Raw genomic sequence first — 22,076 nt, forward strand, 5'->3', positions numbered from 1 at the left:
TTATGGCATTTTTATCCTCCTTCAAAAGTACATTTTTCATTTGGTTTTTAGTCTTTAGCTCTTGCGCAAACCATGAGAAAACAAAGGATGATGTAGCCCAAACAAAGGTACAGGCCAAAGATTCGGTCGTTCAAAAACCGGTAAAGGTCGCTAGTAACCGAACGGAATTATATGTGAACGATTTAATCGGAAAAAATGTCGGTGTCGTTGCCAATCAAACCAGTGTAATTTTTAAAGCGGCTACAAGTGACAAAGAAGCCATATCGGATAGTGTTGCCTACACCCATTTGGTTGATTCACTTCTTGCTCTGAACATTAAAATAAAAAGCGTATTCGCCCCAGAACATGGTTTTAGGGGAGCCGCCGATGCTGGGGAGAAAGTAAACGATGGCACCGACCCGAAAACGGGGTTGCCTTTAATTTCGCTCTACGGAAAAAACAGGAAGCCAACTACAGAACAGCTTAAAAATTTAGACGTAGTTCTATTCGATATTCAAGATGTGGGCGTTCGCTTTTATACTTATATAGCGACCTTGCAGTTAGTGATGGAAGCCTGTGCCGAAAACGGAAAACCCATAATAGTTCTTGATAGGCCCAACCCCAATGGGCACTATGTTGATGGGCCTACAATGGAAAAAGAGAATACCAGTTTCTTAGGAATGACCCCAATACCATTAGTTTATGGAATGACGATTGGGGAATATGCAACCATGATCAATGAAGAAGGCTGGCTTGCCGGTTCTAAAAAAGCTAACCTTAAAGTCATACCATTGGAAAACTGGACACATGAAACCGAGTATTCATTGCCTATTAGACCTTCACCCAACTTGCCCAATGATAAATCTATCAATCTGTACCCGTGCCTTGGCTTGTTTGAAGGCACCAACATTAATGCCGGTAGGGGAACAGAGTTTCAGTTTCAACGCTATGGGGCCTCGTTTCTTGACAGCACCCAGTACAACTTCAGCTATGTGCCTATGCCCAACTTCGGTTCAAAGCATCCAAAAGAAGAAGGCAAAAAATGCTTTGGTAAAGACTTATCTCAAATACCCAGAAAAACCGAAGTCTCGCTACAATGGATAATCGATTCTTATATGAATGCCAATGATAAAAGCCTGGTATTTAATACTAGTGGGTTTACCAAACATGCGGGAACCGCACTACTTCAAAAGCAAATTGAAAAAGGACTCACCGAGGAAGAAATAAAAGCAACTTGGCAGCCGCAATTGGAAGAATTCAAAAAAATAAGGGCCAAGTATCTAATTTATTAGGCCAACTTAAGGTTCAACATAACCTTACGGACATTGAGCCAGAACATATTGACCGTAGTCGACAGTCGATCAGAGAATTCGGCCAACATCAATAAGTTACGTTCAAAATTTTCTATATCAGACTTGCTGAGCCCCTCTAAAGAGGTATCAAAGTAAGCCATGTTCCAATTAGAAAAGCTTCGTTTTTTATCGTACTCTTCACTGACCAACCTCACATTGGCATGTCTTGGATCTTTCTCTATCGACTTGAACAATTTGTGAACCTCTTCCTTCTCTCCTTCCAGAATCTGTACAAATGCCCCGTTATGATATACAAGGCAACCTGTAATATTCAATATTTTATTGTGGTCTCTAGCACTCGCAAGAATAGCATCTACCCCTAGTTTCTCAAAAGGCACACAGGCATCCGATTCATAGGTCAACTTATAGATCATTAAGTATTCAAAATTTATTCCCCCTTGACCAACCGGTCATTACAGGTTAATTATTAGTTGTTGACACCTTCTCATAAGAAGTGGGTTTTCGATATTTATGAAAAGGCTGTTTCAATAAGCCTGCAATACTAGCATTTTCTAACTCATCAGGAAAGGTATCGACCCCGTAAACAATAGATTCTCGATCAAATTTTCTATAAGTACCGAAAAGACGGTCCCATATAGAAAAAATGTTTCCGTAATTCGAATCGGTATATGGCAGTTTGTAATGATGATGTACCTTATGCATATCGGGCGACACGATGATATAGCTCAATGCCTCATCTATTTTTTTAGGTAGCTTAATATTGGCATGCCCAAATTGAGAGGCTATCAATGATAGCGACTGATAAAGCATAACCACCCCGATGGGAGTGCCGACCAAAAACACCCCCACCAATGTAAATGTAAATCGAACCATACTTTCTAAAGGATGATGCCTGTTTGCAGTGGTAGTATCTACATTATGATCGGTATGGTGTACCAGGTGTACCATCCAAAGGGGTTTTACCTTGTGCTCGACCAAATGGGCAAGGTAGGCCCCGATTAAATCTAAAAGCATGACACCTAAAACTACGTACAGCCATAAGGGCATTTCGGGCAACCAATTGATAATTCCAAATTCTGATGCGACCGTCCAATCAGCTGTTTTGAGCAACAAAAACGCCAATAGAAAATTTACTACGACCGTAGTAATCGTGAAGAAGAAATTCGGAAGGGCATGACGCCATTTTCGATAAGAAAATTTCACAAGCGGAACCGCACCCTCAAGCAACCAAAAAAGGGTGATTCCACCAACCAGAATTAATGATCGGTGCGCTGAAGGTATCGTTTCAAAATATGTGATAATCGATTCCATCGGTTTGTAGGTGGCCCTGCTGAGCCTAGATGACGGTTTTCATAAACAACTAAATATACAAAACCTAAAGAAAACCTCTACCGTGCAACCTCCCATAATCGGCAAATATCACTTGAACAAAAGCAAAAGGCCGTAACTTTGTATCAATTAATCGCACCTATTTTTAAGTAATACAATGAACTGGTTCTTATTGATAATCGCAGGTCTATTTGAAGTGGCTTTCGCAGCTTGTTTAGGAAAAGCGAAGCATGCATCGGAAAACGAAAGTATTTACTGGTATGTTGGTTTTTTGGTCTGCCTATCTATAAGCATGGTGTTGCTGGTAAAAGCCACTCAAGAATTGCCCATTGGTACCGCCTATGCCGTTTGGACCGGAATCGGTGCCGTTGGCACCGTGCTTATTGGCATATTTGTTTTCAAAGAACCGGCCACCTTTTGGCGAATATTCTTTCTCACCACTCTGATATCTTCCATAATAGGGCTCAAAGTAGTATCGCACTAAAATTTCAGTCAACTACTCTATTTTTTTCGGTTTAATAGGAATCCATATTTCCTCCTCCGAATCAGGATGATTATTCTTGTATTTACTACCCAATAGCTCGAAATGCGGTCTATCATCCAAGATGTAGTCTGATTTTGGAAGCCACTCCCCAAAAATGAATTGAAAAGATTTGGGAAAATCTGAAGGCAATCCCTTATGAAGAAAAACGGCATAATGCCCTTCAGGAAGAACCATAGTTTCAAAGTCAGTCTCATTTGAACCGAATTCGCTCACTTCCACGGCCGCCCATTTGACGAAATCAGTAGTTGGTTTAAATGCTTTCGGATCGAACACCTTATCATAGATTTGGAGTGAATAAAAATTTGAATCAATCTTATTTTCAACCAAATCGCGCTGCGGCATGAAACTGCTCCAAAGTTGATAGGTTCTATTTTTGGCCAAGCTCATTTCCATAGAAATACCGACTAATTTCTTTTCGGGTAAAAATTCGACTCTTGCTTGCATGGCTATCTTAAGTTGATTTTTGCTTTCATAGCCTCAACTATATTAAAAGCAGCTGGGCAAATCGCTACATTCTTAAGAGTCAAGTTAGATATCTGTTGAAATTTTTTCCGGTCGGTATGCGGAAATTCTCTACAGGCTTTTGGTCTCACATCATAGATAGAACAGTAATTATCAGCTCCTAAAAATGGGCATGGCAGCGATTGCAAAACATAGTCGTTCTCTTCATCAATTCTAAGGTAATCATCTATAAAAGCCTGAGGTTTTTGTCTGAAGAATTTTGAGATACGCTCTATATCGGCCTTGGTAAATAAAGGCCCTGTCGTTTTACAGCAATTGGCACATTCTAAACAATCGGTACGCTCAAACTCTTCATGATGAAGCTCTTGCATGAGGTAGTCAAGGTTTTTCGGGGGCCTCTTTTTCAGCTTACCAAAAAACTTCTTGTTTTCCGCATGCTTCTCCTTTGCCATTTGCGGCAGTTGCTCCAAGATTTTATCCATCTACCTAAAAATTGACCCAAAACTAAAGAAGAATTATCTAAATAGTCCATTTTTGCAAAACAAACCCTAGGCTTTATCGATGAACGATATATTTGGTCGAGCACTTTTAGATTATCAGAATAACGACTATACCGAAGATATAGTAACAAAATCGTCTTTAGACGAAGAAGATATATTACCGCTGCCCTATCTGTTTCGCATTTTTGACGAAATGCCACCAATAGAGCAAAAGGCGCTTCAATTATGTAAAGGAAAAGTTCTTGACATTGGCGCCGGCGCTGGTAGCCATAGTCTCTATTTACAAAATAAAGGTTTTGATGTAACCGCCTTAGATAGTTCAAAGGGTTCTACCGATGTATGCAAGTTAAGGGGGATTAAAAAAGCGGTTCATGGTTCGTTGCTTAATTATGCCGACTCCTCTTTTGATACCCTCTTGATGTTGATGAACGGAATCGGTCTGGTGGGCGAAATAGGAAGTTTGACCGATTACTTCTCCCATTTGAAGAGTTTACTAAAACCGAAAGGACAAATTTTATTAGATTCAAGTGATATCATCTATATGTTCGAAGAAGATGAAGATGGTGGCATCTGGGTTCCTGACCAAAATTATTATGGCGAAGTTGAGTTCACCATGCTCTACAAAGGCAAAAGTGGGCTACCTTTCAAGTGGCTATATCTTGATTTTCAGACTTTAACAAATGCTGCCGAAGCTTCAGGGCTCAACTGCGAACTGGTGCTCGAGGGAGAACACTACGATTATTTGGCACGGTTATGGCGGAAGTAGGACATATTTATTTTTTGAAGTATTTTAAAGGTAATATCATGAAGAAATTTTCTTTTGTACTATCGGTTGTAGCACTGCTATATGGTCTTAACAGTTGTAGCGACGACAGTCTTGATGTTACCGATAATAACGAAGAGCCGAAAGCGGTTGATAAGACCGCCAATCTACAGGGCACGGGCGATTCGGCCAACGACCTACTTTCTAACGATCGTTTTAACAAACTAAAAATCGAGATTGCTTATGTAGAGGGCTTTCAGCCTACGCAGGAAGCGATAGATGGATTTGTAGATTATTTAAAAAAACGAACCTTTAAGGAGGATATCGAACTTGTTTATCAACAATTATCGTCACCAGATGAAGATAGTCTTACCCTAGAAGAAATCACGGATCTTGAAAGTAAGAACCGAACGGTTTACAATGAAGGCTCAACATTGGGCATTTATATCTATTTCTCCGATTCGCCTGCCGAGGGCGACGACCTTGATGAAGGTTTGGTAACCTTGGGTGCCGTATACAGAAATACCTCTATGATCATTCACGAGGTAACCGTTCGCAAACTTGCCAAACAAAGTTTTTTCATTTCAGATCCCGATGTAGAGCTAACTACTTTGAACCATGAATTCGGTCATTTGTTCGGTCTGGTTAATCTGGGTACCGATATGGTGAATGACCATGAAGATGATTTGGTCGATGAAAATGGTGAACCAGAGGTCGATAGTAATGGAAATACAAAAGGCAATAACCATTGCGCTATTGAAGGTTGCCTCATGCGCGCTGAACTACAGTTCGGCGGCCCTTCAAACAAAGGTCAATCATTGTTCGCGAAGAACCCTAATAGCTTAAAAGTACCGTGTCGCTTAAACGGGTTGAGTGTGTTGAAAATGCTGGAAAGCCGAACGGCAAGAGGCTTGGCCGAACCTCCTAGTTTGGATGCTCAGTGCCTTTTAGACCTCGCCGGAAATGGGGGTAGACAATAATAGTCTTTAAGGTATATTCAAATACTTATGTGTCTGTAGAGAAACCTTCCATTTCGGGTTCTTCATCACATAGTCCACTATTAAAGGAACCACCTTGTCTCTAACGCTCCATTCAGGTTGCAGGTATAAGATGCATTCTCCATTAACCTTTGCCGCTTGTTCTTCTGCAAAAATCAAATCGTGTTTGTTATAAACGATGACCTTTAACTCATGGGCCACATCATAAATACGCTCTTCTGGCAGCTTGTTTTTCTTGGGTGAAAGGCAGATCCAATCCCAAATTCCGGTGAGGGGGTAGGCCCCTGATGTTTCGATGTGGGTTGTAAGGTTATTGGCTTTTAGAGCGTTTGTTAACGGCTCCATGTTCCAAGTAAGAGGTTCTCCCCCAGTTACCACAATGGTATTCGAGTACTTTGCAGCGTTTTCAACAATGCTTTCAATAGCGGTCGGTGGGTGTGTTCCGGCATTCCAGCTCTCTTTCACATCGCACCAATGGCAGCCGACATCGCAGCCCCCTACCCTTATAAAATACGCAGCAGTTCCTTTATGAAAACCTTCCCCCTGAATGGTATAAAATTCTTCCATCAGTGGCAATAAAGTGCCTTTGTCAACCTCCCTTAAAACATCTTCTTGTAGCATCGGGCAAAGATAGTGCTTGTTATCAGCAAAACCCAAAAAATAGAAATAGCAATTATTCTGGGCACCTTGAAGTTAGCATAACGATGAGGCAAAATATAGGCGGTGGTGAATCGAAACAGCCAAAATTCTTTTATTTTTACCTCAAAAACAGACCATATGGGCAAGAAAGAAGAGTTTTTTGAGCATATAACCACCGGTTATGCACCTAAAGGTGACCACATTATCATGGGGGCCGCTATGTTAGATGGCGAAGCAATAACCAATGCCCATGTCAAAGTTCCTTTAAAAACTATGAACCGCCATGGCCTTATCGCAGGAGCCACGGGAACTGGTAAGACCAAAACACTTCAGGTAATTGCCGAAAACCTTTCCGATAAGGGGGTTCCGGTTTTGTTGATGGATTTAAAAGGTGATTTAAGTGGTATTGCGCAACCTAGCCCTGGACATGCCAAAATAGATGAAAGGCATGAGAAAATCGGTCTGCCTTTTGAAGCAAACGCATTTCCGGTAGAAATACTTTCGTTGTCGGAGCAAGACGGGGTAAAACTTAGGGCCACCGTTTCTGAATTCGGCCCTGTTCTTCTTTCTAGAATACTTGACCTAACCGTTACCCAAGAAGGTATCGTTGCCGTGGTTTTCAAATATTGTGATGACCATAAACTGCCCTTGCTCGATTTAAAAGACTTTAAAAAAGTCTTGCAATACGCAACCGGGGAAGGAAAAGCCGAATTCACAAAAAATTACGGCAGAATTTCAACCAGTTCTACCGGTACCATTTTGCGTAAAATAATCGAGCTCGAACAACAAGGGGCAGAACTATTCTTTGGAGAAAAATCTTTTGAGGTAGATGATTTGACCCGAATTGATGAAAATGGCCGTGGCTATATCAATATTATCCGCCTTACGGATATTCAAGACCGACCTAAATTATTCTCGACTTTCATGCTCAGCCTTTTAGCGGAAATCTACGGTACATTTCCTGAACAAGGCGATAGTGAACGGCCAGAACTTATCATGTTCATTGATGAAGCCCACCTCATTTTCAATGAGGCCTCAAAAGCACTGCTAGAGCAAATTGAAAGCATTGTGAAACTTATTCGTTCTAAAGGTATAGGCCTATACTTTGTTACACAAAACCCGACCGATGTGCCTGATGCCGTTCTTTCACAATTAGGACTAAAGGTTCAGCACGCACTCAGGGCCTTTACCGCTAAAGATAGAAAGGCCATCAAATTAACCGCCGAGAACTACCCTGATTCAGAATACTATGACACTAAAGATGTATTGACCGCTTTAGGAATTGGCGAAGCACTTGTTTCGGCTTTAGACGAAAAAGGAAGACCAACCCCACTGGCAGCTACCTTATTACGTGCGCCAATGAGCCGTATGGATGTTCTTACCGAGCAAGAACTTAAGACGCTGATTTCAAAGTCCGACTTGGTGCGTAAGTATGGTGAGACGATAGACCGTGAAAGCGCCTATGAAATACTGAACAAAAAAATAGAAAAAGCGGAAGCTGAAGCTGAAAAAGAAAAGATTGCCCCAAGATCAACTAGCAGAAGACGAACTAGTACCAGGCAAAACCCAGTTATAAAAGTATTGACAAGCGCCACTTTTATTAGAGGAGTACTGGGAGTGCTAAAAAAAGTAATTAGATAGACCGCTAGAATTCTCAAATCGACCACAAACTGAATACATGAAAAATATATTAGCCCTTGCATTTCTTGCCTTATCCATTATAGGTTGTAGCGACGAAAAAGACACTACATTTTTGATTACCAAAGATTCTGTAGGCAAACTTGATAGAATTAGTTTGGCCAGGGATATCGAGATTATATACGAAAACGATTCGATTGTGAAAGATTCGACCGTAATCAACACCTCGAACAATAGTAAAAAAATCAAAATTTTTGAAAAAGGTGGCAAGCAACTTCTAACCTTGACACCAAGTTCTGACAGTATACCTACCATCGAAAACATTCGTATTGAAGACGGTCGCTACTTGACCGATAAGGGCATAGGCCTTACAAGTACTTTCAAAGACATTAAAGATAACTACACGATAAGAAAAGTAATTACTTCAATGAACAATGTGGTTATTTTACTGAAAGACAGTGATGTTTATTTTACCATAAGTAAAGAGGAATTGCCTTCGAGCCTAAGGTATGCCTCAAGTGTGAATATTGAAGCCGTACAAATACCTGATGATGCAAAAATCAAGTATATGATGGTTGCTTGGGAATAGTCGGTTTTGAGAACCGCTATTTTTTGAAATTTTCCCGATTGTTGATGACGTAATTTTTATGATTTTCTGCCCATTCGGTCAATTCAATCAACTTTTGAAGATATGAATGTCCGAAATCGGTCAGGTTATATTCTACCCGAATAGGTACTTCGGGATATACCGTTCGTTGAACGTAACCGTCACCTTCTAGTTGCTTTAGCCGTTCGCTCAATACCTTATTGCTCACGCCAAAAACCTTCTTTTTGAGCTCGTTAAAGCGTAGAACAGGAAAATATCCTAAATGTAATATGATCAAAGTGCTCCACTTATCGGAAACGAAGGCCATAACATCTCTTATGGGGCAATGGGGCATATTCGTATAATCAATACCGCCGAACATTTTTTTCAACTTTCTTGCTGCGTTAACCCTCTGTTTTTCAGTAACAGTTTCTATTTGCATACTTAGTTATATTTTTGCCACCTCTTTCATAAAGCTTAAAGAAGTCATACTTTAGTATTCCCAATACACTAAGTTACTTTATGTAACCTAATTAACAAAGAATGAAAAATCTTTTCAAAAAACTGATATTGAATTCATACGGAAGGTATTTCAATACTTTAGTTCTTTTCTCGAAGAGAAAGTCGGCAATTACCACCTTTCAAGTTTTCAGTAAAGTGAGAAAAGGCCGAGTTTTACCTAGTCAAAAAAAATATTTGGATGCCGTAAAAGATACCACCTTACGCATCGAAGACCACGACATTCAAACCTATAAATGGAACGGTACAAAAGACCGTATTCTGTTGGTTCATGGATGGGAAAGCAACACGTTTCGTTGGCGAAATCTAGTCGAAAAACTTACAGCCGAAAATTATGAGGTGATAGCTTTTGACGCTCCGGGGCATGGCTATTCATCGGGCTCCAATCTTCATCTTCCCCTATATACCGAGTGCATTCAAAAAATAATAGAGACCTATTCGCCAAAGCATATCATAGCCCATTCTTTCGGTGGAATGGCCATTCTCTTTAACGATTACCTGTACCAAAATGACGGTATCGAAAAGATGGTAACTATCGGTTCTCCTTCTGAATTTAGAGAACTACTCGACCATTACCAAAAGCTCATCGGCTTTAATAATAGGGTATTGAAAGCTTTTGAGAATTATGTATATGAGCGTTTTCAGAAGAACGTCGACGATTTTTCATCCTCAAAATTTGTTCTCTCCAACCAAAAGGAGGGGTTGTTATTACATGACCAACTTGATGTTCTAGCCCCCTTTCATGCTTCCGAAAAGGTGCATGCCGATTGGAAAAACAGTAAATTCATTAAAACGAAAGGTTTTGGCCACTCAATGCATCAACCTGAACTGAACGATCAGATTATTGCTTTTTTAAAAAGCGAGCCCATCAAAACCGACTTTACGTAATGCTATCCACTACATTTTTTCGATGTTCCAAACCCCATTCTACCATAGCATCCATAACCGAATAAATTCGCTTACCTGATTCTGTCAATCGATATTCTATCTTAACAGGGGTCGAATCATATACTTTACGAACTACTACCCCATTCAACTCAAGTTCTTTAAGTTCTTTAGAGAGCATTCTTGGTGTAATCTTCTCAATATTTTCCTGTAGGTCCTTAAACCTGTTCTTTCCATAGAGTAATGAGGCTATAATGGGCATTTTCCATTTACCACTTATTACATTTAACGTGTCGTTTACCGCAAGTACATACTGTATTGGGCATTTCTTCACTTCCAGAAAATCTTTTAAATCACTCATATCGAACCAATATTGAATTTACTATACAAAAGTATACTACTATTACATAATAAGCAACTATACAAAGTATATCAAAAGTGGTAATTTTGCTTTGTATTAATTAAAAAAAGAATAAAATGATATTAATAACTGGTGCTACCGGACCTTTTGGATCTCACGTTATAACTTCACTTTTACAGCTGGGTACTGATGTAACAGAAATTTCGGCATTAGTCAGAGACAAGAAAAAAGCTTCTCATGTGCTTCCTCCCGAAATAGAATTAAAGCAAAGTAACTACGACGATATTGATAGTCTCAAAAATGCCTTTAGAGGTGTTGACAAACTTATGTTCGTATCCGGCAACGAGATTGGCAAGAGAGATAGCCAGCATAAAAATGTAGTAGATGCTGCCAAAGATTCCGGTGTTAAACACATTATCTATACCTCTTTTATTAGAAAAGAAATTTCTCAACCTTCCGGTATCGCCTTTTTACAGGACACTCATATCAAAACCGAAAACTGGATCAAAGAAAGTGGTTTGACCTATACCATATTACAGAATGCACTCTATCTAGATTCGGTACCAATGTTCTTGGGTGAGAATGTTTTACAAGAAGGCATAATTTACCAGCCCGCAGCAGAGGGCAAAATGACTCCGGTACTTCGTTCTGAATTGGCAGAGGCTGCCGCTCGCATTCTCTCTACAGAAGGGCACGAGAATAAAGTGTATCCTTTAAGCAATGGCGATAGTGTTTCATATGATGATATTGCACAGATACTTTCTGAGAAATCAGGTAAGCAGATCGTTTACAGGTCTCCCAGCGTAAGCGAATTTAAAGAGGCCTTACAAAAGAAGAACGTTCCTGCCGAATACATCGATTTATTCGTTGGCTTTAGCACAGCACAATACCAAGGAGAGCTTGAACTACCTGATAACACTCTTGAATCTATATTAGGTAGAAAACCCAGTTCTGTAAAGAAATCATTAGATGCCATCTATGCCTGATTTTAAAAAGATATTTTTATAATCGCTTGCACTTACTTTTAGAAATAAACTATTATGGCAACATTGAACCACCTTGAGCAACTTTCTAAGTCTTTCGATAACAGCAGTAGAATGCCAGTTCTTTTTCTTGGGCACGGCTCTCCTATGAATGCCATCGAAGACAATGAATTTGTTCGTGAGTTTAAAGCCTTGGGAGAACGCCTCGATCAGCCCAATGCTATCGTAGTAGTTTCTGCTCATTGGGAAACTACCGGAACCTTGGTGACCGCCATGAACCAACCTAGAACGATTCACGACTTTGGTGGTTTCCCTCAAGCGCTATACGAAGTACAATACCCTGCACCTGGCCATCCTGAACTGGCCAATGATATTGCAAAAATGGTCGAACCAGAAAATACCATAGCGCTTGATGAACGTTGGGGCCTTGATCACGGATCGTGGACGGTTGTAAGGCATCTCTTTCCGAAAGCCAACGTTCCCGTAATTCAATTAAGTTTAGACCGAACCAAACCTGCAAATTACCATTATGAACTGGCTCAACAATTAAAAAAATTAAGGGACAAAGGTGTACTTGTAATAGGTAGTGGTAATATTATTCACAATCTAAGGCGAGTAGCCTGGGATAAGCTCAATGAAAATTATGCTTACGACTGGGCATTAAAAGCTAGTCAAGACATTAATAATTGGATATTGGAAGGCAACCACGAAAACCTCATCAATTTTAGAAAACATGGTGCCGAGTTCGATTTGTCCATTCCTACCCCTGAACATTATTTACCTTTATTATACACTATGGCACTTCAAGATTCGAAAGATGATGTCTCTCTCTTTAACGATCAACCTTTAGGTGGCTCTTTGACCATGACCTCGGTCCAAATCTCTGCCAACTGAAAAAGAGTGTAAAATATGCTGCCCAAATAGATGAATGATTTAACTTATCATCGAAAATTTATTATGGACATCGAATGACTAAAATTGTTAGGGCCTCTACACAACATATTGACGAACTTCTAACTCTGGCGCCTAAATCTTTCATTGACTCACACGGCCATAGTGCCTCGGCGAGCGACATTGACTACTACATTGAGCGTAACTTTAACGAGACAATTTTTAGAAATGAGCTTCTTGATAAACAAATTGCCTATTTTCTTATTTATAACGATGAGCAGTTGGCCGGTTACTCAAAACTGACCTTAAACGCAACCAATTCATGTGTTACTACACAATCAGTAACTAAATTGGACAGGCTATACCTGCTAAAAGCTTTTTATGGTAGAGACTTAGGCAAAGAACTGATGCTTTTCAATTTGAATTTCTCTAAACAGAACCATCAACAGGGTATGTGGCTGTTCGTATGGAAAGAGAACCCAAGGGCCATCGCCTTTTATCAAAAAAATGGTTTTAAAATTGTGGGTGAAGGAGACTTTAAGATTTCTGAATCACATTCTAACCCAAACCACATCATGTATCTTGATTATCAGGTTTAACCTGCACCTGCAGGATGGTTGATAACGACATAATACTTACCTTCTACTCCAATTCATATTCGAACGATTTTTAGTATTAGGCATGTCGAAATCAGCTTTATTATCAACTCTACTTTTTTTGATTAGTCTTTGTTGTTACTCCCAAATAATCAAAAAACCACTGCCTGAAAAAACGGTAGTTTTGACCTTTGACGACGCCCCTGCCAGTCAATATTCAGAAGTAGCACCTCTTCTAAAAAAATTTAAGTTTGGTTCTACTTTTTATGTTTGCGAGTTTCCTCCCAATTATGCAGATAGCACCCTTTACATGACATGGTCTCAAATCAAGCAATTGGATGATATGGGTTTCGAAATCGGAAATCACACGCATACGCATGCAAATGTCGCAAAAACCGACCCGAAACAATTTGATCAAGAGTTGGGTTACATTGAGAGAAAATGCGATAGTCTAGGTATACCTCTCCCAGATAATTTTGCTTACCCCGGATATGGATTAAACCAGAAAGCCTTACACCTATTATCCGACAGAAAATACAAAATGGCCCGCGCCGGAGGAAGTAGAGCATACAACCCTACTATAGACCACCCTTACTTGATACCGAGTTGGGCACCTGATTCTGAAAACGAAACTGAAATTTGGAAAGCTATCAAGTCGGCCGAAAAAGGTAAAATAATCGTTTTAACCTTTCATGGTGTTCCTGATATCGAGCATCCGTGGGTTTCCGTACCCGTCAACTTGTTTGAAAAATACCTCGACTATCTTTCAGAAAATGATTATACCGTTCTGTCCATGAGAGACTTGAAAGAGTATATCGACTTTGATAATGCCCTGAAAACTATTGAACCCGACCTTACTCGAAACTTAAGAAATTAAACTTATAAAAGTGGATTAAAATGAACCAAGTAAGCCCCTTTCACATTGCCATTCCAGTACACAATCTGGCTGAGTGCCGACAATTCTACAACGAAGTTCTAAATTGTGAAGAAGGCCGCAGTAGCGAGCACTGGGTAGACTTTAACCTGTTCGGTCATCAGCTTGTAATTCATTACAAACCTAAAGACAAATCTGATTCTTTGCATCACAACCCTGTCGACGGGCATCAGGTACCTGTACCCCATTATGGGGTAGTTTTGCCATGGGATGTTTTTCAGGAATTTGCCCAAAGGCTAAAAGAAAAAAAGGTTCAATTTGTCATTGAACCTTATATTCGTTTTGAGGGTCAAGTGGGCGAGCAAGCTACCATGTTCTTTTTAGACCCAGCGGGTAATGCACTTGAGTTCAAATCATTTAAAGACATGGGGCAGCTTTTCGCCAAATAATTTACTGTGACCAAGATGTTGGTGTTCTATCCCAACGATGTTGCTTCAATTCCTCAAGAAGTTCTTTAGAAAGACCTTTTCCATCACTAGTAGCCGTATTCGCAAGAACATTTCGCTGTTTGCGCATACCCGGTATGGTCGTACTCACATTCTTGTTCTCTAAAATAAATCGAAGAGCCATCTCGGCCATATTCATACCCTCAGGTATCAAAGGCCGAAGTGCATCGGCATGATCTACACTGCTATTTAGGTTTTCGGGAACAAAATAAGTACCTCTCCAATCTCCTTCAGGAAATACCGTGTCTTTCGTTAGATTACCCGTTAAAGTTCCCTCATCAAAGGGCACCCTGGCAATCACGGCAATATCCATTTCTTCGCAAAGAGGAAACAATCGGTCTTCGGGGTTCTGATCAAAGATGTTATAAATGACCTGCACGGCATCAATCAATCCGGTTTTAATGGCCTCTATCCCGTTTTCAGGCTCCCATCGATTAACGCTGATACCCATAGCGCCGATTTTCCCCTGTTTTTTTAAGTCTTCAATCGCCCTTTGCCATTCTTCTCGTTTCGACCAACCGTCGTCCCACGTGTGAAACTGCATCAGGTCGATGCGTTCCATACCCAAATTGGTCAGTGTTTTATCGGTATATTCGATGATATGGTTGACAGGATACGACTCTTCGTAAGTATACTCAGGTTTAGCTGGCCACTGAAAATTTTTCGGTGGAATTTTACTAGCTGTATAAAGCTTCTCTTTCGGATGCCTTCTAACTAATTCCCCTAAAAGTTCTTCACTATGTCCTTCACCATACCCCCATGCGGTATCAAAAAAGTTTACCCCGTTTTCTACGGCCAAATCCAAAGACTTTGATGATTGTATATCATCAGACTCCTTCCATCCGGCCATACCCCACATTCCGTATCCAATTTCACTTACCTGCCAATCTGTTCTACCGAACCTTCTATATTTCATTGAGTTAATCGTATTAAGAACCTACCGGTTCTAAGTGTTAAGTTGTTTATAAAAAGACAAAACCCGTAACGGTTTTGTTCTGAGTGTAATTTACGACTTTTGAATTTCAATTACTCCGACTCGAAATCGGATTATTAGAACTTTCAAAAATCGTGAACCAATTGGTTCCCTTACAAAAAACTCGTTACGGGTTCTAGTTGACTTATTTATTGATTTCTATTTAGAAATCTCTGTAATCGGCATCAAGATATTGGTTAGCCTCCTCTTCGGCAAATTTGGCAGCCTCGGCATCCCAATGCAATGTCTGATTAGGGAATCTTCCGGCAATGACACCAAGAAGAATAGTCTCGGTTAACCTAGAGGCATATGAAAACGGGGCCGTAGTTTCGCCGTTACCCAAACAGGCATCAACAAACTGGTGGTAATGTTTTGGCCCTTCAGACTCATAATTTCTGATAGGATCACCCAAATTATGTTCTTTTGAAACCTTCTCAATTTCAGAAGAGATGTCAACATATTTACCTTTTACTATTTTCTTCGGAAGCTGCATAAAGTGAGGCAACAACAAACGACCTTTTTTACCTATGAACATCGCTCCTTGATCCGGAAGTTGACCTTCACCGGCAACACCTGCATCAAGCGATATCTTATCTTCCATACTTTCGCCTTCTTTTTTGTCGCTCGATTTGGCTTTTGCCCCAGGCAAGATCAAATCTTCATGCTCAGGTGGCATTCCTGGTCCGTCGTACCAAACCCATTTTAATGTTTTTGTGGTAAAATCGGTACCCGGAAATTCATAGGTTACCGTATTGTTCTCGGGATACCCAAAACCATTAGGCTCACGACATTCGTTCTTGATTGTCAAAGGAACGTCAAGATTCAAGGCATTGTAAGGGGTATCGAAAATATGAACACCCATATCACCAAGAGTACCACAACCGTAATCTAAAAGTTTACGCCAGTTACCTGGGTGGTAATACCCTTCTTTATAAGGGCGCTCTTTTGCCGTACCCAACCAAAGATTCCAGTCTAACTGCGCCGGAACGGGGTCTTCACCTTGTGGTGCTGAACCATTGTAGCCCCAAGATTTTGGTGACCAAGCCCTTACCGTATGTACTTTTCCGATGATACCTGACTGTATCAAAAGGGTTGCCAATTTATAATCGTAGAAAGAGTGTACCTGAATACCCATTTGGGTTACAAGGTTCTTTTCTTTCGCCATTTTGTTCATTCGTCGAGACTCTTCAACATAGTGCGTTAAAGGTTTTTGACAGTATACTGGCTTATTCATTTCCATAGCCATCATCGAGGCCGGGGCATGTGTATGGTCAGGTGTAGAAACGATAACGGCATCGATTTCATCTCCCATTTCTTTTAACATTGACCTATAGTCAAAGAAAACACGGGCACCGGGGTGCAATTTATGTGCTTTGGCAAGATTGATAGAGTCGACATCGCAGAGGGCCACTACATCTACCGATTTGTGAGAGGCTATGGCCTTTAGGTCTTCACCCCCCATGTTTCCTACACCTATATGTGCAGTTCTTAATCTTTTACCTTGTGAAAAGGCCCAGGCACCGTTCGGCAATAAAGCCATGGTCGATACGGCGGCGGCGCTTTTTAAAAATTCCCTTTTGTTCATTCTAGAGCAGTTTGTTTGGATTTATAATCTCTTGATCTTGATATTTTTTAGCCATAGCGGACTGTCATGGTCTTGAAACCCGATATAGCCAGTCTTAAAAGTACCGTATTTTGGCGAATCTTTCCATTTTCCTTCACTTTTACGCTTCTCCCAATCTTCGCTCCATGGCACAAAAGACAACAGTTTTTTACCATTTAACCAATGTTCAACCTTTTCTGGAGTAAAAATCACCCTTGAGGTATTCCACTCGCCAGCAGGTTTGGTTATCTTTTGGGAGACATCAGGAACGTACATGGCATAATCAGCACCTGTCTTTTGCCATTCTTCAAGTTTGGCATTATTTATTTCTTCCCATTTAAGGTCATCTAACATTTGGTATTCAGGTGATGTTTCGGGCATACCCCAATCACCTTCTTTAATATGGTATAACATGCCACTGTTACCGCCTTCCGGTATTTTCCATTCCCAAGCAAGTTCGAAATTATCAAATTCCTCTGCGGCATAAATAATATCGTTGCCCCCTTTTTTGTTGGCCTCTGTTCTCTTCTCGGTATCGAAAGTGAGCACATCATCTTCAATAACCCATTGAGGAGGCAGTGCTTCGCCATTATACGAACGCCAACCTTCGGTGGTCGACCCATCAAAAAGATAAATCCATTCGTTTTCTTCAGAGGCAGCCGTTTCTTGGGTCGCTTCAGGTTTTGTTTCTTCCTTTTTGGTTTCTGATTTACATGCCATCAACATAACGGCAATGGATAAAAGAGCATAGGTTCTTTTCATACGTACTAGTTATTTTGGTTTATTGGTAACAATACAAGTTTCTTATGAGGCTTTCTTTGGTAATTTTCACAAGTTTATACAGTGGGATAGTTAAGTCGTTCATTTAAGGATGGTGAGCAACCTACTTCGCTTCTATATTCTTGTAACCCTTAAGAATCATGTAAGGGTGTAAGATAGACAGGAAATATATCGTACTCCACACATATTTTTGCCCATATCTATACAATTTTGTCTTCCTGTCTTAGAGAATGGTGCAAACCCCATTAAATTCTAAATATAGCGCATTATTGCGGATTGTTGGCCCTAAGTGAAGCTATAGCCAGAAACGCCAAATATACGATACCCAACCACCCCATAAGACGATAAGAACGAAAGGTGGAAAAACAAAGGCTAAAAATGGAGGGAGCCAAAGCACTACCCAGAATAAGAAAAGACATGACCTTACCCGTGATGGCGCCCAAATGGTTTCTACCAAAAAAACGCGGCCATACAATGGCATTGAGCACTGCAAAGAAGCCTCCTAAAATTCCAAAGCCACCAATTAGTAGAGGCACCCCAAATGTGGTGGATAAAAGCAAAAATCCAACGGATGCCATAAGCCCTCCTAAAATCATAAGATACAGATAGAGCTTGAGATGTAAATAATCACTCAGAAAATTAAATATGGTTGAAATGGTTACGGCAACAACTGAGGCAGGCAAAAAAATGGATATAGCATCTTCTTTTGGAAAACCTTCGCTCGCAAATACCGATACAACATGAAAAGTCAACCCTGTAATAAAGAAACTATTAAATGCCAACATTAAGGCGTACATCCAAAAAGCCCTGGTAGCCTGTGCTTCTTTGAGGGTAAACTGTTTGGCTGCCACGACCTGCTTTTCTTCATTTTCATCTTTTGTTATAATTCCATCAGGATGCAAACCGTGTTCTTCAGGTTTGTTCTTATAAAACTGTAGAACAATCAGTGAGAAAATCAAGAGGCCTACGGCCAAAAACTGCCAAGCCATTTGCCAACTAAAATTTTCAATCAGCGCATTTACCCAAAGAGGAGAAGAAGAAAAACCAAATGAAATGGCAACACTACTGATGGCATTTACTTTTCCTCGATTCTTATCGAACCAAATCATGATTACGTTTCTCGAGGCCATCGTCAAAACACCTTGACCGGAAAAACGAAGAACAAAAAAGAGAACGGTCATCAACAAAAACGGAATCAACCATGTATCAATATCGGCCACCTCTTTCACAAATTGGCTCATCTGTACCGAAAACGAACAGAGCACTAGAGCCACAGAAAGAGTAAGGGCAGCAAAGAATGCCACATACCTTGCGCCATATAGATCAAACCATTTTCCGGCACGCCCAATCACCAAAGAACTGCATATGGTACCTATCATATATGCATTGCTAAACTGATTTCTGGAAAGTCCCAGAGCGTCTTTTACCGGATCAGTAAAAACGGAAACACCAATAGTCTGCCCCGGAATGCTACAATAGATCCCCAAAGTGCCTACTAGCAAAATGATATAGCCATAAAAAATAGGGCTTTTAGCAGGGTCAATTACTGATAAACGATTGGTGACGGCCATTGATGTTGTTGTAATTAAAGCTGAGCTCTTTTCAAGTACCTCATTAACGCTACGTAGATACTGAAAAGCAAAGTATTTCGTTGTTTTAAAAGAAATTCTAAACCACTTATCATGAAACGGTTATACTTGTTTGTTTTTGTTCTCATTACTATGACATCAACATTTAGTTGCAGCACTGACGACAGTAATGATATCGACCTTATTAAACCTGGTGACACCGTTATAACTGGAGCGGCCATTAAAATGGAAAAAACACTCAAAAGGCTCGACCATCAATAAAAAAAGGGGCCTTTAGCCCCCTTTTCTTTATTACTTTTTACTTCTATGCCGTGCTCTTGCCAATAATGTATTTTTCAATAGCATGGCGATGGTCATCGGACCAACACCCCCAGGAACCGGTGTTATGAAAGAAGCCTTGGGTGATACGGCCTCAAAATCAACATCTCCGGTAATGTAATACCCCTTTGGCTTTGAATCATCGGGTACCCTTGTGATGCCCACGTCGATTATAACGGTTCCTTCTTTGACCATATCGGCCTTTAAAAACTTAGGAACACCTAGAGCCGATACAATGATATCGGCCTGTAAGGTCAATTCTTTGATGTCTTTCGTTCTACTATGTGTTAACGTAACGGTGCAATTGGCCGCTTCGCCTTTTTGGCTCATTAGTATGCTGATCGGTCTACCTACGATATGACTTCTACCGATAACAACCACATGTTTGCCCTCAGTATCGACTTTGTAACGCTTCAGAATTTCCATAATTCCGAAAGGAGTGGCCGGAATAAAGGCTTCCATATCCAAAGCCATTTTACCAAAGTTTACAGGGTGAAAACCATCAACATCCTTATCCGGGTCAACCGCCATTAAAACTTTCTGCTCATCGATATGTTTCGGCAACGGCAATTGAACTATGTAACCATCTATTTCTGGGTTTTCATTAAGTTCTTCAACCTTTGACAGAAGACTTTCTTCAGATGTGTCTTCCGGCAAATGAATCAATGTAGATTCAAAACCGATTTTCTCACATGACCTCACCTTACTACCAACGTAAGTCAAGCTTGCACCATCGTTACCCACCAAAACGGCGGCTAAATGGGGCACCTTCTCACCTCTTTCCTTCATTTGAGATACCTCAACGGCAATCTCTTCCTTTATGTCGTTTGATACTTTTTTTCCGTCTAATATTTTCATACTGTGATTGACAGGTAAATAAATTTGTTTTTAAATCAAAAGGTTGAAACTACTGGCGGCCGAGAGCACCGCCCATCATTTGCATCATCTTTTTACCGCCACCGCCTTGCATCATTTTCATCATCTTGCTCATTTGGTCGAACTGCTTTAAAAGTTGATTTACTTCTTGCACCTCTCTACCGCTACCTTTAGCAATTCGTTTTTTTCTACTGTGGTTGAGTTTTGAAGGGTTTGCTCTTTCGTCCGGTGTCATGGAATGAATGATGGCCTCAATGTGCTTAAAGGCATCATCGTCGATATCGATACCTTTAAGGGCCTTGCCCATTCCGGGAATCATGGCCATAAGATCCTTCATATTACCCATTTTCTTTATCTGTTGAATTTGGGAAAGGAAATCATCAAAACCGAACTTGTTCTTCGCAATCTTCTTTTGAATCTTTCTAGCCTCCTCTTCATCAAATTGCTCTTGCGCCCTTTCAACTAAAGAGACCACATCGCCCATACCCAGAATACGGTCGGCCATTCGCGAAGGATAGAAGATATCGATTGCTTCCATTTTCTCACCCGTACCGATGAACTTAATAGGTTTATCGACCACCGATTTAATCGAAATAGCCGCACCACCACGTGTATCACCATCGAGCTTGGTCAAGATAACACCATCAAAATTCAGCACATCGTTAAATGCCTTTGCCGTATTGACAGCATCCTGTCCCGTCATTGAATCAACAACAAAGAGCGTCTCCTGTGGTTGAATGGCAGAATGTATGTTCGAAATTTCGGTCATCATGGCCTCATCTACCGCCAAACGACCTGCCGTATCTATAATCACTACATTAAAGCCCTCTTGTTTGGCTTTTGCAATACCCGCTTGTGCTATGGCGACCGGGTCATTGTTCTCACGGTCAGAGTATACCTCAACATCGATTTGTTCTCCGACCACATGCAACTGATCGATAGCCGCAGGGCGATAGACATCACAAGCGACCAGCAATGGCTTTTTGGTCTTCTTTGTTTTAAGAAAATTGGCAAGTTTACCGGAAAAAGTGGTTTTACCCGAACCTTGAAGCCCCGACATAAGTATAACCGAAGGGTTACCCGATAGATTTATACCTTCACTTTCACCCCCCATCAACTCGGTCAGCTCGTCTTTGACAATCTTGACCATTAATTGACCGGGCTGCAATGTGGTCAATACATCTTGACCCAATGCTTTTTCTTTTACCCTATTGGTAAACTCTTTGGCTATTTTAAAGTTGACATCGGCATCCAGCAAGGCCCTGCGTACTTCCTTTGTAGTCTCGGCGACATTGATTTCTGTAATCTGACCGTGACCACGTAGCGTATGTAAGGCCTTATCTAATTTCTCGCTTAAATTATCGAACATGATTCATGTACATTTTGAAGAAAGGCAAATTTAATAATAACTAGGGGAAAGACAGGAGAATTGGAAGAAAAATAAGCCTCGTTAAAGACCTTTGTTGAACTGCCATAAATAACTAGAGACCATCTATAAAGTAAAAGAGCACCCATTGATCAATGGGCGCTCCTTCGTTTGTGGGGTGAACTACCGGACGCTCCGGCAATTT

The 22,076-nt window shown here is 40.6% G+C and carries 26 protein-coding genes; 13 read left to right on the forward strand and 13 right to left on the reverse strand.

Annotation, left to right across the window (positions count from 1 at the left end; translation table 11 throughout):
* Window positions 1–2 precede the first annotated feature (2 nt).
* On the forward strand, window positions 3–1,271 hold the full coding sequence (locus D1013_RS16865) for an exo-beta-N-acetylmuramidase NamZ family protein (protein WP_121850779.1): 1,269 nt from the start codon (window positions 3–5) through the stop codon (window positions 1,269–1,271).
* On the opposite strand, the gene D1013_RS16870 is transcribed toward D1013_RS16865, so the two are convergent.
* Both D1013_RS16870 and D1013_RS16875 read right to left on the reverse strand, forming a co-directional pair.
* Window positions 1,268–1,705 carry a BLUF domain-containing protein gene (locus D1013_RS16870; protein WP_121849942.1) on the reverse strand — a complete coding sequence of 146 codons (438 nt, stop codon included), beginning with the start codon at window positions 1,703–1,705 and terminating at the stop codon, window positions 1,268–1,270. The two genes, D1013_RS16865 and D1013_RS16870, sit on opposite strands and share 4 nt — an antisense overlap.
* Before the next feature lie 46 nt (window positions 1,706–1,751).
* Window positions 1,752–2,603, reverse strand: coding sequence for a sterol desaturase family protein (locus tag D1013_RS16875; RefSeq protein WP_121849943.1), 852 nt, complete (start codon window positions 2,601–2,603; stop codon window positions 1,752–1,754).
* Between the two features lie 175 nt (window positions 2,604–2,778).
* Here D1013_RS16875 and D1013_RS16880 point away from each other — a divergent pair, with 175 nt between their 5' ends.
* A complete protein-coding gene (locus D1013_RS16880; RefSeq protein WP_121849944.1) occupies window positions 2,779–3,105 on the forward strand; it encodes a DMT family transporter in 327 nt (108 codons plus the stop codon).
* Between the two features lie 12 nt (window positions 3,106–3,117).
* On the opposite strand, the gene D1013_RS16885 is transcribed toward D1013_RS16880, so the two are convergent.
* Together D1013_RS16885 and D1013_RS16890 are read right to left on the reverse strand one after the other, a co-directional pair.
* Window positions 3,118–3,609 carry a GyrI-like domain-containing protein gene (locus D1013_RS16885; protein WP_121849945.1) on the reverse strand — a complete coding sequence of 164 codons (492 nt, stop codon included), beginning with the start codon at window positions 3,607–3,609 and terminating at the stop codon, window positions 3,118–3,120.
* 2 nt (window positions 3,610–3,611) lie between these two features.
* A complete protein-coding gene (locus D1013_RS16890) occupies window positions 3,612–4,109 on the reverse strand; it encodes a YkgJ family cysteine cluster protein (protein ID WP_121849946.1) in 498 nt (165 codons plus the stop codon).
* A gap of 79 nt (window positions 4,110–4,188) precedes the next feature.
* Between D1013_RS16890 and D1013_RS16895 the strand changes: the two genes are divergently transcribed.
* Window positions 4,189–4,893 (forward strand): class I SAM-dependent methyltransferase, encoded by a 705-nt coding sequence (locus D1013_RS16895; protein ID WP_121849947.1) that lies wholly within the window; start codon window positions 4,189–4,191, stop codon window positions 4,891–4,893.
* A 38-nt stretch (window positions 4,894–4,931) separates the two neighbouring features.
* Window positions 4,932–5,870: a hypothetical protein gene (locus tag D1013_RS16900; RefSeq protein ID WP_121850780.1), complete on the forward strand. Its 939-nt coding sequence runs from the start codon at window positions 4,932–4,934 to the stop codon at window positions 5,868–5,870.
* Between the two features lie 6 nt (window positions 5,871–5,876).
* On the opposite strand, the gene D1013_RS16905 is transcribed toward D1013_RS16900, so the two are convergent.
* Entirely contained in the window at window positions 5,877–6,509 is a 633-nt protein-coding gene (locus D1013_RS16905; RefSeq protein WP_121849948.1) for a 7-carboxy-7-deazaguanine synthase QueE, read from the reverse strand.
* A 156-nt stretch (window positions 6,510–6,665) separates the two neighbouring features.
* Here D1013_RS16905 and D1013_RS16910 point away from each other — a divergent pair, with 156 nt between their 5' ends.
* Window positions 6,666–8,168 (forward strand): helicase HerA-like domain-containing protein, encoded by a 1,503-nt coding sequence (locus tag D1013_RS16910; RefSeq protein WP_121849949.1) that lies wholly within the window; start codon window positions 6,666–6,668, stop codon window positions 8,166–8,168.
* Window positions 8,169–8,205: 37 nt separating this feature from the next.
* Window positions 8,206–8,754 carry a hypothetical protein gene (locus D1013_RS16915; protein WP_121849950.1) on the forward strand — a complete coding sequence of 183 codons (549 nt, stop codon included), beginning with the start codon at window positions 8,206–8,208 and terminating at the stop codon, window positions 8,752–8,754.
* A gap of 16 nt (window positions 8,755–8,770) precedes the next feature.
* On the opposite strand, the gene D1013_RS16920 is transcribed toward D1013_RS16915, so the two are convergent.
* Entirely contained in the window at window positions 8,771–9,193 is a 423-nt protein-coding gene (locus D1013_RS16920; RefSeq protein WP_121849951.1) for a winged helix-turn-helix transcriptional regulator, read from the reverse strand.
* Between the two features lie 101 nt (window positions 9,194–9,294).
* Here D1013_RS16920 and D1013_RS16925 point away from each other — a divergent pair, with 101 nt between their 5' ends.
* Window positions 9,295–10,158: an alpha/beta fold hydrolase gene (locus tag D1013_RS16925; RefSeq protein WP_121849952.1), complete on the forward strand. Its 864-nt coding sequence runs from the start codon at window positions 9,295–9,297 to the stop codon at window positions 10,156–10,158.
* Here D1013_RS16925 and D1013_RS16930 read toward each other — a convergent pair.
* The gene (locus D1013_RS16930; RefSeq protein WP_121849953.1) at window positions 10,151–10,516 is read right to left on the reverse strand and encodes a winged helix-turn-helix transcriptional regulator; all 366 of its coding nucleotides are present in this window, start codon (window positions 10,514–10,516) and stop codon (window positions 10,151–10,153) included. The genes D1013_RS16925 and D1013_RS16930 overlap by 8 nt on opposite strands.
* A 116-nt stretch (window positions 10,517–10,632) precedes the next feature.
* On the opposite strand from D1013_RS16930, the gene D1013_RS16935 reads away from it, so the two are divergent.
* From D1013_RS16935 to D1013_RS16955, 5 genes are all read left to right on the forward strand, one after another.
* Entirely contained in the window at window positions 10,633–11,502 is an 870-nt protein-coding gene (locus tag D1013_RS16935) for an SDR family oxidoreductase (protein WP_121849954.1), read from the forward strand.
* A gap of 54 nt (window positions 11,503–11,556) precedes the next feature.
* Entirely contained in the window at window positions 11,557–12,393 is an 837-nt protein-coding gene (gene ygiD, locus D1013_RS16940; protein ID WP_121849955.1) for a 4,5-DOPA-extradiol-dioxygenase, read from the forward strand.
* Between the two features lie 74 nt (window positions 12,394–12,467).
* Entirely contained in the window at window positions 12,468–12,989 is a 522-nt protein-coding gene (locus D1013_RS16945; protein ID WP_121849956.1) for a GNAT family N-acetyltransferase, read from the forward strand.
* Between the two features lie 82 nt (window positions 12,990–13,071).
* Entirely contained in the window at window positions 13,072–13,863 is a 792-nt protein-coding gene (locus tag D1013_RS16950; protein ID WP_121849957.1) for a polysaccharide deacetylase family protein, read from the forward strand.
* Window positions 13,864–13,883: 20 nt separating this feature from the next.
* Complete coding sequence (locus D1013_RS16955; RefSeq protein ID WP_121849958.1) at window positions 13,884–14,309, forward strand: VOC family protein; 426 nt, start codon at window positions 13,884–13,886, stop codon at window positions 14,307–14,309.
* A gap of 1 nt (window position 14,310) precedes the next feature.
* Here the strand turns inward: D1013_RS16955 and D1013_RS16960 are convergent, their stop codons facing one another.
* The 4 genes from D1013_RS16960 to D1013_RS16975 form a co-directional block, all read right to left on the reverse strand.
* Entirely contained in the window at window positions 14,311–15,282 is a 972-nt protein-coding gene (locus D1013_RS16960) for an aldo/keto reductase (RefSeq protein ID WP_121849959.1), read from the reverse strand.
* A gap of 220 nt (window positions 15,283–15,502) precedes the next feature.
* The gene (locus tag D1013_RS16965) at window positions 15,503–16,924 is read right to left on the reverse strand and encodes a Gfo/Idh/MocA family protein (protein WP_121849960.1); all 1,422 of its coding nucleotides are present in this window, start codon (window positions 16,922–16,924) and stop codon (window positions 15,503–15,505) included.
* Between the two features lie 21 nt (window positions 16,925–16,945).
* Complete coding sequence (locus D1013_RS16970) at window positions 16,946–17,704, reverse strand: 3-keto-disaccharide hydrolase (protein ID WP_121849961.1); 759 nt, start codon at window positions 17,702–17,704, stop codon at window positions 16,946–16,948.
* Window positions 17,705–17,988: 284 nt separating this feature from the next.
* Window positions 17,989–19,293, reverse strand: a complete 1,305-nt coding sequence (locus tag D1013_RS16975) for an MFS transporter (RefSeq protein ID WP_121849962.1) — start codon at window positions 19,291–19,293, stop codon at window positions 17,989–17,991.
* A gap of 111 nt (window positions 19,294–19,404) precedes the next feature.
* Between D1013_RS16975 and D1013_RS20430 the strand changes: the two genes are divergently transcribed.
* Entirely contained in the window at window positions 19,405–19,572 is a 168-nt protein-coding gene (locus D1013_RS20430; RefSeq protein ID WP_162987936.1) for a hypothetical protein, read from the forward strand.
* A 30-nt stretch (window positions 19,573–19,602) separates the two neighbouring features.
* Here the strand turns inward: D1013_RS20430 and folD are convergent, their stop codons facing one another.
* Together folD and ffh are read right to left on the reverse strand one after the other, a co-directional pair.
* Entirely contained in the window at window positions 19,603–20,487 is an 885-nt protein-coding gene (gene folD, locus D1013_RS16980; RefSeq protein WP_121849963.1) for a bifunctional methylenetetrahydrofolate dehydrogenase/methenyltetrahydrofolate cyclohydrolase FolD, read from the reverse strand.
* Between the two features lie 49 nt (window positions 20,488–20,536).
* Entirely contained in the window at window positions 20,537–21,874 is a 1,338-nt protein-coding gene (ffh, locus tag D1013_RS16985) for a signal recognition particle protein (protein ID WP_121849964.1), read from the reverse strand.
* Window positions 21,875–22,076 lie beyond the last annotated feature (202 nt).

Source organism: Euzebyella marina (genome assembly GCF_003687485.1).
GTDB classification, from domain to species: domain Bacteria; phylum Bacteroidota; class Bacteroidia; order Flavobacteriales; family Flavobacteriaceae; genus Euzebyella; species Euzebyella marina.